This window comes from Pseudomonas sp. LBUM1678 (genome assembly GCF_059695575.1).
The window spans coordinates 1,527,007-1,542,070 of the sequence record NZ_CP166775.1 but is presented as its reverse complement, the minus strand read 5'-3'; the positions used below and the strand labels follow the sequence as shown (position 1 = coordinate 1,542,070).

The following is a 15,064-nucleotide window of genomic DNA, read 5'->3' as shown; positions in this document are numbered from 1 at the left end:
GGCCCCATCCCCTAAAAAAAAGCCCTTTAAAAAAATTGGAAATCAGAGCGCGCACGCATGCTTGAGTTCGATCAGGGTCACGCCGTTGCGCTTGAAGCCGTGGCGCAAATCGGTTTGCAGCTCGGCAAGGCTCTGCGGCTCGCTCACCGTGCAACCGAACGCGCGACCAAGGGCGGCAAAGTCCGGGTTGCGCGGCAGCACGCCGATCGGCTCGATATCGAGCCCGAGCATGTCGTCACGAATCTGCCCCAGCGCGTCGTTGTTCCAGAGCAGCACCACCAGCGGGCTGTCGAGCTCTTCGACGGCGGTGGCCAGCTCTTGCGCGGTGTAGAGAAAACCGCCGTCGCCGACCAGCACCAGACCAGGCCGCTGCGGTGCACCAAACTTGGCGCCGATGCCCGCCGGCAAGCCATATCCCAACGTGCCGTAACCGGTCGGATGCAACCAGCTGCGGGGTGCCAGGCTGTTGAAGGCATAGTTGCCGGTGTAGGCCAGTTGAGTCATGTCGGTGCTGATGAAGGCATCGTCCGGCAGTTCGGCAGCGATCCGTTCGAGGATCGCCTGGTGGATCGACTGCAACGGGCCGTGGCTGTTTTGCACCGCTTCACGCAGTGCTGCGACGGACGCAATCGCGGCACTGGCATCGCGCCTGGCGGGCGACAGACGTTCCAGCAAGGCGGCGAGGGTGTGTTGCGCATCGCCTTGCAGCGCCACCGCACACGGGTAGAAATCGTTGAACTTGCGCGGGTCGATGTCCACGCGCAGCAGTTCGGCATTCAGCGGCAGGCGCTCGCGCCAGAAATCGGTGTCGGCCATTTCGGTACCGACGGCCAGCACCACATCGGCCTCGGCGATCAGTTGCCAGCCCGGCTCCACGCACAGGGTCGAGCCGGCATTGAGCGGTGCATCCGGCGGCAACAGGCCTTTACCAGCCACGCTGGTGAACAGCGGCGCGGCGAGCCGGGTGCTGAGTTCCTGCACTTGCTGCTGCGCATTCAATGCCCCACCGCCAGCGATGATCATCGGCCGTTTGGCGCTTTGCAGCTTGGCCACGGCCTGATCCAGCGCCGTGGTTGCCGGGACGCCACGGCTTGGGCGACGCACCACTTCATTGCTCCAGTCGCGGGTAATTTTTGCGGACAACACGTCGAGCGGCACCGAGATGTGCACCGGGCGCGGACGTTCGCTGTCGAACACCGCGTAGGCACGGGCTATCAACTCGGGCAGGTCTTCGGCACTGAGCGCCACCGCCGAGAACGCGGTGATCGGCGCGGTGATTGCGCGCTGGTCCTGGGTTTCGTGCAGGCACCCCCAGCCTTTGCCGAGGCTGGCCGTGTGGTTGACGCTGGAAATCACCAGCATCGGAATCGAGTCGGCATACGCCTGGCCGATGCCGGTCGCAGCGTTGGTCACGCCCGGCCCGGTGATGATGAAGCACACGCCCGGTTTGCCGCTGACCCGCGCGTAGCCGTCGGCCATGAAACTGGCGCCTTGCTCGTGGCGAGTCAGCACGTGACGAATGCCGCTGCCGGGCAAGCCGCGATACAACTCCAGCGTGTGGACGCCGGGGATGCCGAACACGGTGTCGACGCCGTAGTTGGCCAGAAGACGCACCAGGGCCTGGCCGCCGGTCAATGTTGTGCTTTGCATATTCACTTCCTCACTCGTGGCCGAGGCGAATCAACGCATCGACCGCAGTCGTGCCAGCGGCACCGACCAACAATGGGTTCACATCGAGTTCCAGCAACTGCCCGGCGTTCTCGCAGGCGTAATCGGCCACCGCACGAATTGCCGCCACCAGCGCGTCCAGATCCGCCGCTTCACGACCGCGAAAACCTTGCAACAACGGGGCACTGCGCAGGCTCGACAACGCTTGGCGGATGGCGCCATCGGTGGTCGGCAGCAGCAGACTGCGGCTGTCCTTGAGCAACTCCACCAGGATCCCGCCCGCACCGATGACCAGGGCCAGGCCGAAGTCGTTTTCGCGTTTGATACCGACGATCAACTCGGCTAACGGCGGCGCGGCCATCGGTTCCAGCAGCACCTGATCGAACGGCACCTGCGGCGCGTAATCGGCAATGCTCGCGCGCATTTTTTCCAGTGCGGCGCTCAGGGCCGCGGCGTCCTTGAGGTTCAACGCCACGGCGCCGGCTTCGGTTTTGTGCGGCAGTTGGGCACTGACCGCTTTCAAGACCAGCGGATAACCCAGCGCGTTGGCGTCACTCAACGCGTTGTCCGGGGTGCTCAATATGCCGTTCGGCGTTGGTAGGCCAAAGGCGCGCAAGGCTTTTTTGGAATCCCATTCATTGAGCAAGCGACCTTCGCCTTCCAGCGCCTGCGGGCAGTGCGGCACTAGCGCCGACTCACCGAGCGCCAGCAGTGCCTGACGATTGCGCTGATAGCCGACAATCCGGCCCCACGCGGCCAACCCGTCTTCCACACCTTGCAACGCCGCCACACCCTGCGAATGCAGACGTTCGCGAGCATGGGCCGGCAGCAATTCCGGGAACGCCGAGGTGACAAAACCGGTCTTGCCGTGGCGGACCAGAGCGGCGCAGTACAGCTCCAGCAGCAGGTCGCACTCCTTGCGTTCGCCGGTAAATTGCGCCGGGTAATCGAGCACCAGCATCGCCGCATCGGCTTCGGTGCGCAGGGCACTGTCGAGCATACGGTTCAAGGCTTCGCCGTCACCCCAGATCGCCGTGGTGAAATCCAGCGGATTGACCAGGTTGGCGTAGCTCGGCAGCACTTGGGCCAGCTCTTCACGCTGACTCTCATCGAGTTTCGGCAAGGTCAGGTCGTTGCGTTCGGCGTAGTCGGCAATCAGCCCGGCATCGCCCCCCGAACAAGCCAACGCGATCAGGCTGTTGCCCGTTGGCAGCTTGCCGCACGCCGCCGCTTTCAGGGTTTCGACAAAACTCACCGGACCACTGACGCGGATCACGCCGAGGCGCGCAAACAGGCTGTCGTACAGTGCATCGGAACCGGACAGCGAGCTGGTGTGACTGAGCGCCAGTTCGGCACCGATCTGCGACACGCCGGTTTTCAGGGCGATGATCGGAATGCCTTTCTCCAAGGCCTTGTGCGCGGCGCGGGCGAAACCCGGGACGTTTTTCAGGCCTTCGAGGTGCAAGCCGATGGCGGTGACGCGCGGCTCGTCGAGCAACACGTCCATCAATTCGGCGACGCCCAGTTGCGCCTGATTGCCGACCGAGGCCATGTAGGCCACCGGCAGCGAGCGGTCGCTCATCGACACGTTATAAGCAAAGTTACCGCTTTGGGTCAGGACAGCGACGCCCTTCTCCACCGGTTTGCCGCCATGGGCCACCGGCCACAGCGCGGAGCTGTGCAGGTAGTCGAGCAAGCCGTAGCAGTTGGGGCCGAGCAAGGCCATGTTGCCGGCCGCCTGAAGCAACTGCTGCTGCAAGGCCTGGCCCTCGGCGCCGGTTTCGGCGAACCCGGAGGCGTAGCAGATCGCACCGCCTGCGCCCTTGCCGGCCAGTTCGGCGACGCAGGTCAGGGTCAGTTCGCGGTTGGTCGCGATGAACACCGCGTCCGGGCCGCACGGCAGTTCGGCGATGCTGCGCACACACGGCACGCCTTCAAGGGTGTCGTGCTGCGGATTGACCAGCCACATCTCGCCAAGGTAGCCCCCTTCGGCGCAGCGCTTGAGCGCACGGGCCATGCTGCGACCACCGACAAACGCCAGGTGGCGCGGTGCGAGCAAGCGTTTGAGGTTGTCACGAATCGTTTGCGACATAGCAATTCTCCGGGCGGATCAGCGCAACAGTGGCCGCAGCAATTCGCGGGAAATGATGTGACGCTGAATCTCCGAGGTGCCTTCCCAGACACGCTCGATCCGCGCGTTACGCCAGATGCGTTCCACCGGGCATTCATCCATCAGGCCCATGCCGCCAAAGATCTGCACCGCCTCATCGGCGACCTTGCCGAGCACTTCACTGGCGAACAATTTGGCCATGCCGGCCTCGCCATCGGTCATGGTGCCCTGGTCCATTTTCCAGGCAGTGTGCAAGGTCAGCAGTTCGGCGGCGCGGATCTGCGTGACCATGTCGGCGAGCTTGAACGAGATGCCCTGATAGGTACCGATCGGCTGGCCGAACTGCTTGCGATCCGCCGCCCATTGCAGCGACACGTCGAGCGCGCGTTGCGCCTGGCCGACGCAGTTGGCGGCGACCATCACCCGTCCGGCGGTGAGCCAGGCGTTAGCCACGTCCCAACCCTTGCCGACTTCGCCCAGCACCTTATTGGCGGGGACGCGGCAGTCGTCGAAGAACATTTCAAAGGTGTGGTAACCGCGGTTGCTCACGCACTTGGGACCCCGGCGAATGGTCATGCCCGGCGTATCGCGATCGACCAGGAACGAAGTCACGGCATTGCGTTTGCGGCCGTTGTGTTCGTAGGTGTCGGTGACGGCGAAAACGATGGCGAAATCGGCGTGCCCGGCGTGGCTGATGAAGTGCTTGCTGCCATTGAGAACGAAGTCATCGCCATCGCGCACCGCGCGGGTCTTGATCGCGTTGGCATCGGAGCCGGCGCCCGGCTCGGTCAGCGCGAAGCAATCGATCTTCTCGCCCTGGATGCACGGCAGCAGGTAGTCGTTGATCTGCTCGCCGGTGCAGGCCATGAGGATTTTCGACGGCCGCGCGACGAACACATGCAGCGCCCATGACACCTTGGACAGTTCACGCTCGATCAGCGCCTGGGACAGGTAATCGAGGCCGCCACCGCCCACTTCTTCCGGCATGTTGAAGGCATAAAAACCCGCAGCAATCGCCTTGCCACGAATCTGTGCCGCCAACTCGGGGGAGACTTCGTCGGCACGGTCGACCGCTTCCTCATGAGGCAGCAGTTCCTTGGCGACAAAACTGCGTACCGCGTCCACCAACATTTCTTGTTCTTGGGTCAGTTGGAAATTCATGGGGCTACCTGTTGTCCATGTGCTGAGTAGGTGTACGGGGCAAGCCACCAGGCTTATTCGCCGCTGAAACGGGCCGGGCGTTTTTCGATGGCGGCGCGCAAGGCTTCGGCGCCGTCCTTGCTGCGACCGCAGAGCAGGCCGGCGGCGAGCTCGGCTTGCAGTTGCTCCGGCAGGCTGCGCTGGGCGCCTTCGCGCATGAGTTTTTTGGTCTGGGCGAAAGCGAACGTCGGGCCGTTGGCCAGGCGCGTGGCCAGTTCAGTGGTCACGTCGTGCAGTTGATCATCGGCGCAGACTTCGCCGACAAGGCCGGCGGCCAAGGCACGCTCGGCGCTCCACATTTCGTCGAGGAACAGCAGGCGCTTGGCTTGTTCAGTGCCGATCAGGCGTGGCAAATGCCAACTGGCACCGGCGTCCGGCGAGTAGGCCATGCTGGTGTACCCGGCCTTGAACCGTGCCGATTGCCCGGCGATGCGCAGGTCGCAGCACAGCGTCAGGTCCATCCCGGCGCCGACGGCCGTGCCGTTGATCGCAGCGATGGTCGGTTTTTCGAGGCTGTACAAGCGGCTCATCAACGCGTGTGCGGTTTCGGTCCAGCCGTAGCTTTCGAGAGCGCCACGGGCTTCTGCTTCAGCCCACTCGGCGAGGTCGGCGCCGGCGCAGAAACTGCGGCCACTGCCAGTCAACACAACGACACGAACGGCGGGGTCGGCGTTGAACTCATCGAGCAAGGCGTGCAGGTTTTTCAGGGTCGGAATGTCCAGCGCATTGCGCTGATCGGGACGATCGAGGGTGATCCAGGCCACGCCGGCTTTTACCTGGCAGAGCAGAGAAATGTGAGTAGTCATGCGAATCCTCGAATTATTGTGTTTGGCGTGAGGTGATGCGACTTGAGGCCATACTAAACGAGTGTTCAGTAAGACGGCAATTGGCGAGGAAATGGGCTGTAACAGCTTCATTTACTTAATAAGTAATTGATTTTGTTTGATTAATTTCTGAGATCCGCTTTTGCAGCGACTGCGCTGTTACAACTTTGAACAACTGCGTGCGGCACCGACGATTTACAGCCCTCCACAAACGACTGTGGGAGTGAGCCTGCTCGCGATGACGGAATTTCATTCAACATCTCTGTTGGCTGATCCTCCGTCATCGCGAGCAGGCTCGCTCCCACAGGGTTTTGTCTTGGTGTGTGCGGTTACGCCGTCGGCAAGCTCGGCGCCAGCAACGCCTGGCGTTTGCGTTGAGTCAGGAAGTACGCGGCGTAGCACACCGCGATGAACCCGAAGCCCCAATACAATGAAGGACGCTGCGTCTCATCCAGTGCCAGGAACACGAACAGTGAGCAGCACAACGCAATGCATGTCAGCGGCAGCAGCGGGAACCACGGCGCGCGGTACTTCAAATCGCTGAGCTTGCCGCCGTCGCGCAGGTAAGCCTTGCGGAATTTGTACTGCGCCAGTGCGATAACGATCCAGGTCACCGTGCCGGACATGCCGCTCACCGCCATCAGCACCATGAACAACGTGTCCGCAGCGACAAAACTGGTCATCAACGACACCAGTGCGAAGCACAAGGTGATGCTCAGCGCCCGCAACGGCACACCGCGTTTGCTCAACGGCGACAGACTTTTCGGCGCCATGCCGGTCTTCGACATCGCCCACAGAATGCGCGTCGAGGCGTACAGACCGGAGTTACCCACCGACAGAATCGCGGTGAGGATCACGAAGTTCATCAGGTCCGCAGCGTAAGGAATGCCGACCATGTCGAACACCTGCACGAACGGACTTTCCATTAACCCGGCCTGCTGCCACGGCACGATCGCCGACAGCACCACGATCGCCAACACATAGAAAATCAACACGCGAAACACCACGTTGCGAACCGCGCGCGGGATGCTTTTTTCCGGCTGATCGGTTTCGCCGGCGGCCACGCCCATGATCTCGCAGCCCTGGAAGGCGTAGACCACGGTCATCATTACCGCGAACACAGCGGACAAGCCGTTGGGGAACAGCGAGTCGCCAATCAGGTTGTTCATCATCGGTGCCGGCGCGCCGCTGCTTAGGGGGATTGCACCGAAGATCACCAACACGCCGACCACGATAAAACCGAGAATCGCCGCAACCTTGATCCCGGAGAACCAGTATTCCGCCTCACCGAAGGCGCGCGTCGCCAACGCATTCAGGCCGAACAGCACCACCACGAACAGCGCCGACCAATACCAGATCGGAATGGTCGGGAACCAGCGCTCCATCAGCATGCCTGCCGCCGTGAATTCCAGGCCCACGGTCGTCGCCCAGCTCATCCAGTAGACCCAGCCGATCATGAACCCGGTGGCCGGTCCGATGAATTGGGTCGCATGGGTTTGAAAAGAGCCGGAAACCGGCATTTGCACGGACAGTTCGCCCAGGCAAACCATCACCAGGTACATCAGGAACCCGGCGACCAGGTAGGCCAGAATCGCCCCCACCGGCCCGCCCTGATTGATCGTCAGGCCAGAGCCCATAAACAGCCCGGTGCCAATCACGCCGCCCAGCGACAACATGAAAATGTGCCGGCTCTTCAGGGCGCGGGTCAGATGGATGCCGTTGCGTTCGGTAGTTTCAGTCATGGTGCGCGCCTCAGTACTGGATGAGGTGCGCGCCACGGCGCAAGGAAGGATGAGCTTTACGGCGGTTCATTATTATTATCTCCAATAAGCTTCGAAGACCGCGCTGTGGCGGTTGTCTCGATTATTGGAAGACCATGTAAGCTCACGTTGACCGTAACGATCGAAGTTGTAAAAAGACGTAACAAACTTGTACGTCAGGTGTGCAGCAGGTCGGCCAGCGTCTGTTGCGAATGCCGCAATTGCGCATGAACCTGCGGCGCCAATTCCCGCAAGCTTGACTCGTCGTTTACCAGCGCGGCCTCTTCCAGCGCGCGCAACACATTGGCCAGTGCACGAAAGCCCAATGAATCGCTGCTGCCGGCCAGGCGATGCGCCAGATGAGCGACTTCGGTGCAATCGTCGGCCTCGATCGCTTCCGTGAGCGCCTCGCGATGCTGATTGATCGAATCGCGCAACACCGCCAGCAATCCCTGAAGTTTCTGTTCACCGAGCAAAGTGCGATGAGTGTCCAGCAGTGGCCAATCCATCGCTTCGTCATCAGGCTGCGGCGCGGGTGTAGGTGAATGCCCGGCCAGCGCCTGACGCAGATTGTCGAGCTTCAGCGGTTTGGCGAGAATGCCGTCCATCCCGGCATCCAGATAACCGCGCACCAGCGCCGGTTGCACGCTGGCGGTCAGGGCGAAGATTCGGCAGTGGCGATTCGGGCCTTCGGTGCGGCGGATCAGTGTGCATGTCTCGACGCCACTGATGCCCGGCAAGTGCACATCGAGCAGGATCAAATCGAACACCTGCCCGGCGCATTGCGTCAGCGCTTGTTCGCCGTCTTCGGCGAGCCAGACTTGATGCCCGTCACGTTGCAGCAAGCCGCTGACGACATCCCGGTTCAGCGCCACGTCCTCGACCACCAGAATCTTCAGCGCATGGCCGGGCTCGTGATGCATTGTCAGTTCGGCAAACCCGGTAGACGCCGGTTGCAACGTCATCTCAAACCAGAAACAACTGCCCCGCCCGATTTCACTTTCAACGCCAATCCGCCCGCCCAACTGCTCCACCAGATGTTTGCAAATGGCCAATCCGAGACCGGTTCCGCCGAAACGCTGCGCCACTTCCTCGCTGGCCTGAGTGAAACGCTCGAAAATCTTCTCCTGTACCGCTGGAGCAATGCCGATGCCGTCGTCCGTCACACTCACGCGCAGCCGTTGCCCGGTCTGATGCGGGACGGGAGCCAACAGCACGACCTCGACTTTAACCTCGCCGCCCTCGGTGAACTTGATCGCGTTGGCCAGCAAGTTGCTCAAAACCTGACGCAAGAATTGTTCGGCGCCGTGGTGCCGGTCAGCGACCTGCGGATCCATCCGGCAATGCAGCGTCGTGTCGTTGCTCAACGCGCGCGGTTCCAGCAGCGTCAGCACCTCATCCAGCAACTGGCGGAGCGAAAAATCCACCGGTTCCGGGTGGCTGACACCTTCTTCCAGCCGAGCGAAATACAGCACTTCATTGAGAATCGACAGCAACCCTTCGCCTGCCTTATACAACGCATCCAGACGTTTACCGTCGCGCTCATCCAGACTCGCGCCACGCAGCAATTCGGCCATGCCGAGAATGCCGTTGAGCGGTGTGCGCAACTCGTGGCTCATGGTCGCCAGGAAGCGCGACTTGGCGAGGTTGGCCGCCTCGGCTTCGTCCTTGGCACGCATCAGGCTGGCGGTGCGGCGCTCGACCATCCGGAACAGCTCATCACGGTTGTCTTGCAGGGCCAGTCGATCGCTTTCCCGGCGGTCGATGTCACTGAGAATGGCCCGGCGCATGTCGTCCAGCGCATAGGCTACGGTGTCGATCTCATCCGGGTGGGCGCTGCGGCGCTTGTCCAGATGCATCGGCTCGTACCAGTCACCGGCGGCGATGCGCCGCGCAAACTCGGCCATGACTTGCAGGTGTCGGGTCACCAAACGGTAGAACAACCACGACAGCGCGACCGCCAGCCCGCACAGAAACATGCTCATCCATAGCAGACTGGTCAAACCGGTGGCATACAAACGCTGATGCACGGCGCCCAGATCGGTGCTGACTTCCAGCTGCCCGAGATGCCGTAGCGGCCCGGACGGCGGTTGATAGTCCAGTTGAAAACGCTCGATGCGCAGCGGCCCTGTCGGGTTCGGATTGCCTTGCAGCAAATCGAAATCCGCGCTGGTCAGACGAACCCGCGCCACGTCGGAAAAATCCACCAGCCCGCGCAGCTGCACATTCAATTGTCCCTCGTTCAAATCCCACAGACTGCGCTCCAGGCTGGCAAGATACCCGGCGTGAATCAGCTCCATGCGCGAATCGATCTCGCGCATCTCGCGACGGTATTCGAAGTACAACTGCACGGTGCTGGCCAACACGGTGAAGCACAGGCTGAACAACAGAATGAACAGCAGAAGACGCCGCAGCAGTCCACCGGGGCGGGCCTGGATCATTTCGTATCGACCGGCAGTTTGATCATGTCGCGGTAGGTGACCTGGCTTTCGTGCAGTAAACGATCGACCACCCCCGAGTCGACCAGGCGCTTCAACTGCGCATCGATTTCAGGCATGCGGCTGGCCAGCGCTGAACGGCGCGACACGGCCACCCGCAGATAATCCACGCCAAAGGAATTGGGCAAGGCGACGATGTCTTGCGCCCCTGGCAGGGTCTCGACACGCATCTGCCCGGTGCGCCGCTCCGAGACGATGAAGTCGATGCGACCGCGAATCAGTTTTCCGAAGTTTTGGCTGCTGTCAGAGACCATCTCGATGTTTTGATGCTCGGCGACGAAGCGGTCGAACACCACGCCGTAACTTTCACCGAACAACAAGCCGCCGCGGTAACTGGCCAGGTCCTCCAGGCGCTCGATGTTCACCGGGTGCTGACGATTGATGAAAACGGCGACTTCTTCGCGCAACACCGGCACCGTCGAAAAGACCATGCTCTGCTCGCGCTCCGCGGTGCTATACATCAGCACCACGTCGACCCGGCCTTCGGCGGCGTCCCGTACGCAGCGATTCCAGTTGTCCAGCTCGACGATTTCGACTTCGTAGCCCAGCTGTCCAAAGAGTTCTTTCACCACGCCGGGCGCAACGCCGCGCACCTGTTTGCCATCGCTCCAGGAGATCGGGGGGTAGACCGGGTAGTCGCAATAGCGGATTTTTTCTGCCGCCATCGCGCTCCCGGCGAGCAACGCCAACAGCAAGCAAAACAGGCGCAGCATCGTGTTCAGGCTGCCACGCTGGCGGTGAACAGATAACCGGCGCCGTGGATGGTGATGATCAATTGCGGCTCGGACGGGTCATCGTGCAACTTGCGTCGCAGGCGTCCAACGAGCACGTCGATGGAGCGATCGTTGGGCACCCATTCGCGGTTGCGGATCTGATCCATCAGCTGATCGCGGCTCAGGGTGTGGCCGCTGTTGCGCAAGAATACGCTGAGCAATTGATACTCACCGTGGGTCAGCAAGGTTTCGCTGCCGGTGTCGTCGATCAACCGACGGCGATCTGTATCCAGTGCCCAGGCGGCGAACTGTTTGACCGGTCGAGCAAGGGCTGCAACCGGTTTAGGCGTATGGGCATGACGCACCCGACGTATCAGGTTCTTCGCCCGGGACACCAGTTCGCGTGGGTTGAGGGGTTTGATCACGTAGTCATCGGCGCCGCACTCAAGGCCCACGATGCGATCGATTTCATCGTTGCGCCCGGTGATCAGAATGATCCCGACTTCCGAACGGACCCGCAGCTCCCGGGTCAGGGTCAGGCCGTCCTTGCCGGGCAAGCGGATATCGAGCATCACCAGATCGACCGTCTGGGTTGCCAGAAATGTTTCGGCCAGCTCCGCGGTAGCGGCGCAATGCACCTCGTAACCTTCCTGGCTCAAGTAAGCCTGCAGCAGTTCGCGAATCAACGGATCGTCATCGACGATCAATACCCGAGGAGTCATCGCATGGTGTCCTGCGTGCGCCCGAAGGCGTGTTTCTTATTAGAGTTTTTTCCTGCACCGACGCCTGAGAGTACCCATTGCTGAACGATCGATCAACAGCCCGTCGTCTGCAAACAGAAACGCTGACGTCCGCCCGCCTGCAAACCATCGACCCACGCTTCGCAAATCTGCATGCCCTGTTCAGGGGTAAAGGTTCCCGGGTTGAGTCCCGACTCCAGCCACAAACCGTCAAGCAACGCGCTGAGGCCGATGGCCGCCAGATCGGCGTCGAAGTGTTCCCAGCCTTCCTCCTGCGCCAGCTCGGTCAGCGCCTTGCGCAAAATGCCGCGATACTCGCCATAGGAATGTTCGTGCGCAAGGTTGATCGCCTCTGCAGTCTTGACCGCGCCCCAGAAGGCCAGCCAGGCGTCGAGCAGTTGCGGGTCGAGCAGCTCAGCGGAAAACGAGCCGCGGAAGAACGCTGACAGACGCTCGCGGGCATTGGGCGCCGCCTGTTCCATGGCGGCGCGCAGCAACCCCATGACCCGCCCGGTCACCGCCAAATAGGCTTCGGCGACCAGTTCATCCTTGCCGGAATAGTGATGGCTGATCAAGCCGACCGAGACACCGGCCTCGGCGGAGATTTTGCGGATGGAGGCGCCCTGAAAGCCGTGGCGCTTGAGGCACACGAGCGTGGCATCGATGAGATTGGTTTTGCGCAGCTCTGGCGCCATTCTGGAGAATCGGACTTCCTGAGTCATGGGGCGACGTTCCTGGAGGCGAGGGTTGAGCCCTGTATGAGCCGTTCGCGAGCTGAACGACTGTACAGCAACAACCCTCGCCTACTCCAGATGTTGAAGCTTTTTACATACCGGGCAGCACATCAGGAGGAACAATCGCACCGCCCTTCATCACAACCGGTGTTTTCTCCAGTATCGAAATATCAGCGATCGGATCACCGTCGACCGCGATCATGTCGGCGAATCGACCCGAACTGACAGCACCGACGTCCCCCTGCCAATTGAGCAGGTCAGCGGCAACGACGGTGGCGGACTGGATCGCCTGCATTGGGGTCATACCGTACTTCACCATGTAGGCAAACTGTTTAGCGTTGGTGCCAATCGGATAAACACCCGCATCGGTGCCGTAGGCGATTTTCACCCCCGCCTTGACCGCTTTACGGAATGCCTGGCGCTGTACGTCGGTTGTTTCAGTGTTCTTGCGCAAGTAACTCTCAGGCCAGTTTTCCTTGTGACCTACTTCATCGATGTAGTCACCGTTGTAAATATCCATGACCAGATAAGTGCCGTTGTCTTTCGCCAACTTGATGCCTTCATCATCCAGTAGCGAAGCATGTTCAACGGATCTGACGCCTGCACGAATAGCGGCCTTGATGCCTTCTGCACCATGGGCATGGACGGTGGCATAGCTTTTATGAACCTTGGCCTCTTGTACTACGGCGCGCATTTCTTCTTCAGTCATTTCCATTTGACCGGGTTCAGTACCTTCGGCAAGAACGGAGCCCGTGCCCATCATCTTGATGGTGTCTACGCCGTGCTGGAACAGATAACGGGTCTTCAACTTGGCGTCATTGGCATCCCGGTAAACGCCGACGCGCATATCCGCCGGAATCTCCACGCCCGGGGCAAACCCGGTCACTTCGCCGCCACCGCCCGCTACGGTGATGTAAGCCCCGACGACGTTCATCCGTGGACCCAGCACCCGATTCGCGTTGATCGCATCACGCAGTGCGACGTCGGTGAACGCTCGATAAGTGCCCAGGTCATGCACGGTTGTAAAACCCGCACGCAACGTTTGATAGGCGTGTTTTGCTCCCATGAGCGCGACATCTTGAGGGGAATGCAGGAGCGGCTCAGCCACGTTGTTGGTCATGTCCCAATCGGAGATATGCGTGTGCATATCGATCAGACCCGGGAGGACTGTCTTGGCGGACCAATCAATCACTTTGCTATCGGCTGGCGGAGCACTCCACGGTTCCACGGCAATGATGCGCTCACCGTCAATCTTGATGCGCTGGTCGGTCAGTACTTTGCCTTTCTCGACGTCCACTAAACGGCCGGCATGAACGTACACGGTCTCTGCGTGAGCGGACAACGCCAATGAGGAAAGTGCTACCGCTAACGCAATAAATTTGATCGGAATGTTTTTCATGTGAAGCCTCTTGTTTTTATTGGATTCAGATGTGCACATCAAAAAAGATCGAACGGGTACTGGGTGATAATTCGCACCTGCTTGACACTGTCACCCGTGAATTGGAAGTCCGCATAACGCACACGAACCGACAGATTCTTCAGAGGTCCGCTTTCAACGACGGTCTTGAGATCGACATCACGTTCAATTTGCTTATCGGAACCGGCGAAGTAAGTATACAAACCGTCGGGATCAACTTGCTCATAGTCTATATCGAAACCGTAAACATAACGGACACCTAAAGTAGTCCGGATAAAGCCATTACTTCCAAAGTCGTATTGATAACCCAAGCCCACCGACTGTTCACCCGGACCGTTAAAGTCTCCGTACTGCGACGAGTTGGCCAGATAGATAGAGTCCATATAAGTGCCGTCCGCGGCCATCAAGTAATCAAACGGTTCATCACCGTGGATTTTTTGATAAGACAGGGTAACCGTGTGCGGGCCCGTGGCGTAGGCCGTTGCCAGCGACCAGGCGGTGACGTTGATGTCGCCAGCCAGGGACTGCCCTTCATCGAGCGAGCGGTACAGGTTGAAGTCGACATTCAGCGATTGTTCGGAGGGCAGCGCAAAGGTGTAGTTGGCGTTCATGTAGTACTGGTGCCACAAGTCCTCTGTCCGAGACACGTAGAAGCCGACACTGCCTTCTTCCACTGGTTGGTACGTCAGGCCGGCGTAATCGACATTGCCCCCTTTCACCCCGGCGTAGCCGGCAAAGAAATCGCCGTCATGGTCCGTACTGGCAGAGCCTTTGTTGGAGAAGAAGTGCCCGGCATCGATACTGACTTTCTCGATGTCAGTGCTCAGCAGTTGGATGCCTCTTGTGGTCACCGGCATCAAGCGCGAGTCGGGAGTGGCAAGTACCGGGTTATACGGCCGCAGATCGCCATACTGGATAATCGTATTCGACCACTTCATTTTTACCGACGTATTCAATGTCGACGATTCTGTTCTTTCACCGTTTCCCTCGGCGGGAAACATACCCGACCCCACGGTCCCGCGCCCACCGTCAAGTTTATAAGCAGTATCGACACTGGCATCGACACCAAAGCCGATAAGGCCTTGAGTAAAACCTGACTTATAGTCCAACAGAAACCCTTGCCCCCAACCTCGTGCATCGGGATAGCCGGAAAGGGAGTTTCGATTGAAATACATGTTTCTGGCGAGAAGAGTGGCCGAACTGTCTTCAATAAAACCGCCAGCAGCCTCTTCTGCCTGGGCTTTCATATAACTTCCGGACACCGAAATTACAGCGACACCTAACAGGGAATGCAGCTTCATGTAGACCTCAGGGCTTTTTGATTATTATTGTTTTCTGTCACGCCTCTACAACCACAATGTTAAGCAGACTGATCTTGTAATTAACAGTTTTAAGATGTT

At 60.1% G+C, this 15,064-nt stretch carries 11 protein-coding genes; all 11 read right to left on the bottom strand.

The genetic code is table 11. The features are described 5' to 3' along the window. Nucleotides 1–42: 42 nt before the first annotated feature. The 11 genes from ACA070_RS06935 to ACA070_RS06885 all read right to left on the bottom strand — a co-directional run bounded on the left by ACA070_RS06935 (nucleotide 43) and on the right by ACA070_RS06885 (nucleotide 14,965). The gene (locus tag ACA070_RS06935) at nucleotides 43–1,650 is read right to left on the bottom strand and encodes a 5-guanidino-2-oxopentanoate decarboxylase (RefSeq protein WP_497450555.1); all 1,608 of its coding nucleotides are present in this window, start codon (nucleotides 1,648–1,650) and stop codon (nucleotides 43–45) included. A gap of 10 nt (nucleotides 1,651–1,660) precedes the next feature. After that, nucleotides 1,661–3,760, bottom strand: coding sequence for an acetate--CoA ligase family protein (locus tag ACA070_RS06930; RefSeq protein ID WP_497450554.1), 2,100 nt, complete (start codon nucleotides 3,758–3,760; stop codon nucleotides 1,661–1,663). Nucleotides 3,761–3,778: 18 nt separating this feature from the next. Next, on the bottom strand, nucleotides 3,779–4,939 hold the full coding sequence (locus tag ACA070_RS06925; protein ID WP_462026020.1) for an acyl-CoA dehydrogenase family protein: 1,161 nt from the start codon (nucleotides 4,937–4,939) through the stop codon (nucleotides 3,779–3,781). A 53-nt stretch (nucleotides 4,940–4,992) separates the two neighbouring features. Continuing rightward, a complete protein-coding gene (locus ACA070_RS06920) occupies nucleotides 4,993–5,784 on the bottom strand; it encodes an enoyl-CoA hydratase/isomerase family protein (protein ID WP_497450553.1) in 792 nt (263 codons plus the stop codon). A 347-nt stretch (nucleotides 5,785–6,131) separates the two neighbouring features. Next, a complete protein-coding gene (locus tag ACA070_RS06915; RefSeq protein WP_497450552.1) occupies nucleotides 6,132–7,544 on the bottom strand; it encodes an amino acid permease in 1,413 nt (470 codons plus the stop codon). 194 nt (nucleotides 7,545–7,738) lie between these two features. Next, on the bottom strand, nucleotides 7,739–10,003 hold the full coding sequence (locus ACA070_RS06910) for an ATP-binding protein (protein ID WP_497450551.1): 2,265 nt from the start codon (nucleotides 10,001–10,003) through the stop codon (nucleotides 7,739–7,741). Beyond that, on the bottom strand, nucleotides 10,000–10,773 hold the full coding sequence (locus ACA070_RS06905; RefSeq protein ID WP_497450550.1) for a substrate-binding periplasmic protein: 774 nt from the start codon (nucleotides 10,771–10,773) through the stop codon (nucleotides 10,000–10,002). The genes ACA070_RS06910 and ACA070_RS06905 overlap by 4 nt, the downstream gene beginning before the upstream one ends. 5 nt (nucleotides 10,774–10,778) lie before the next feature. Beyond that, complete coding sequence (locus tag ACA070_RS06900) at nucleotides 10,779–11,495, bottom strand: response regulator (protein WP_497450549.1); 717 nt, start codon at nucleotides 11,493–11,495, stop codon at nucleotides 10,779–10,781. 92 nt (nucleotides 11,496–11,587) lie between these two features. Next, nucleotides 11,588–12,235, bottom strand: coding sequence for a TetR family transcriptional regulator C-terminal domain-containing protein (locus ACA070_RS06895; protein WP_497450548.1), 648 nt, complete (start codon nucleotides 12,233–12,235; stop codon nucleotides 11,588–11,590). A gap of 103 nt (nucleotides 12,236–12,338) precedes the next feature. Further along, a complete protein-coding gene (locus ACA070_RS06890; protein ID WP_497450547.1) occupies nucleotides 12,339–13,646 on the bottom strand; it encodes a Xaa-Pro dipeptidase in 1,308 nt (435 codons plus the stop codon). Between the two features lie 38 nt (nucleotides 13,647–13,684). Beyond that, nucleotides 13,685–14,965 carry an OprD family outer membrane porin gene (locus tag ACA070_RS06885; protein ID WP_497450546.1) on the bottom strand — a complete coding sequence of 427 codons (1,281 nt, stop codon included), beginning with the start codon at nucleotides 14,963–14,965 and terminating at the stop codon, nucleotides 13,685–13,687. Nucleotides 14,966–15,064 lie beyond the last annotated feature (99 nt).

Excerpts from the sequence above, each read along its gene's own strand:
- ACA070_RS06900 (WP_497450549.1), bottom strand. The coding sequence starts at position 11,495 with ATGACTCCTCGGGTATTGATCGTCGATGACGATCCGTTGATTCGCGAA.
- ACA070_RS06905 (WP_497450550.1), bottom strand. The coding sequence starts at position 10,773 with ATGCTGCGCCTGTTTTGCTTGCTGTTGGCGTTGCTCGCCGGGAGCGCG.
- ACA070_RS06890 (WP_497450547.1), bottom strand. The coding sequence starts at position 13,646 with ATGAAAAACATTCCGATCAAATTTATTGCGTTAGCGGTAGCACTTTCC.
- ACA070_RS06915 (WP_497450552.1), bottom strand. The coding sequence starts at position 7,544 with ATGACTGAAACTACCGAACGCAACGGCATCCATCTGACCCGCGCCCTG.
- ACA070_RS06925 (WP_462026020.1), bottom strand. The coding sequence starts at position 4,939 with ATGAATTTCCAACTGACCCAAGAACAAGAAATGTTGGTGGACGCGGTA.
- ACA070_RS06895 (WP_497450548.1), bottom strand. The coding sequence starts at position 12,235 with ATGACTCAGGAAGTCCGATTCTCCAGAATGGCGCCAGAGCTGCGCAAA.
- ACA070_RS06930 (WP_497450554.1), bottom strand. The coding sequence starts at position 3,760 with ATGTCGCAAACGATTCGTGACAACCTCAAACGCTTGCTCGCACCGCGC.
- ACA070_RS06910 (WP_497450551.1), bottom strand. The coding sequence starts at position 10,003 with ATGATCCAGGCCCGCCCCGGTGGACTGCTGCGGCGTCTTCTGCTGTTC.
- ACA070_RS06885 (WP_497450546.1), bottom strand. The coding sequence starts at position 14,965 with ATGAAGCTGCATTCCCTGTTAGGTGTCGCTGTAATTTCGGTGTCCGGA.
- ACA070_RS06935 (WP_497450555.1), bottom strand. The coding sequence starts at position 1,650 with ATGCAAAGCACAACATTGACCGGCGGCCAGGCCCTGGTGCGTCTTCTG.
- ACA070_RS06920 (WP_497450553.1), bottom strand. The coding sequence starts at position 5,784 with ATGACTACTCACATTTCTCTGCTCTGCCAGGTAAAAGCCGGCGTGGCC.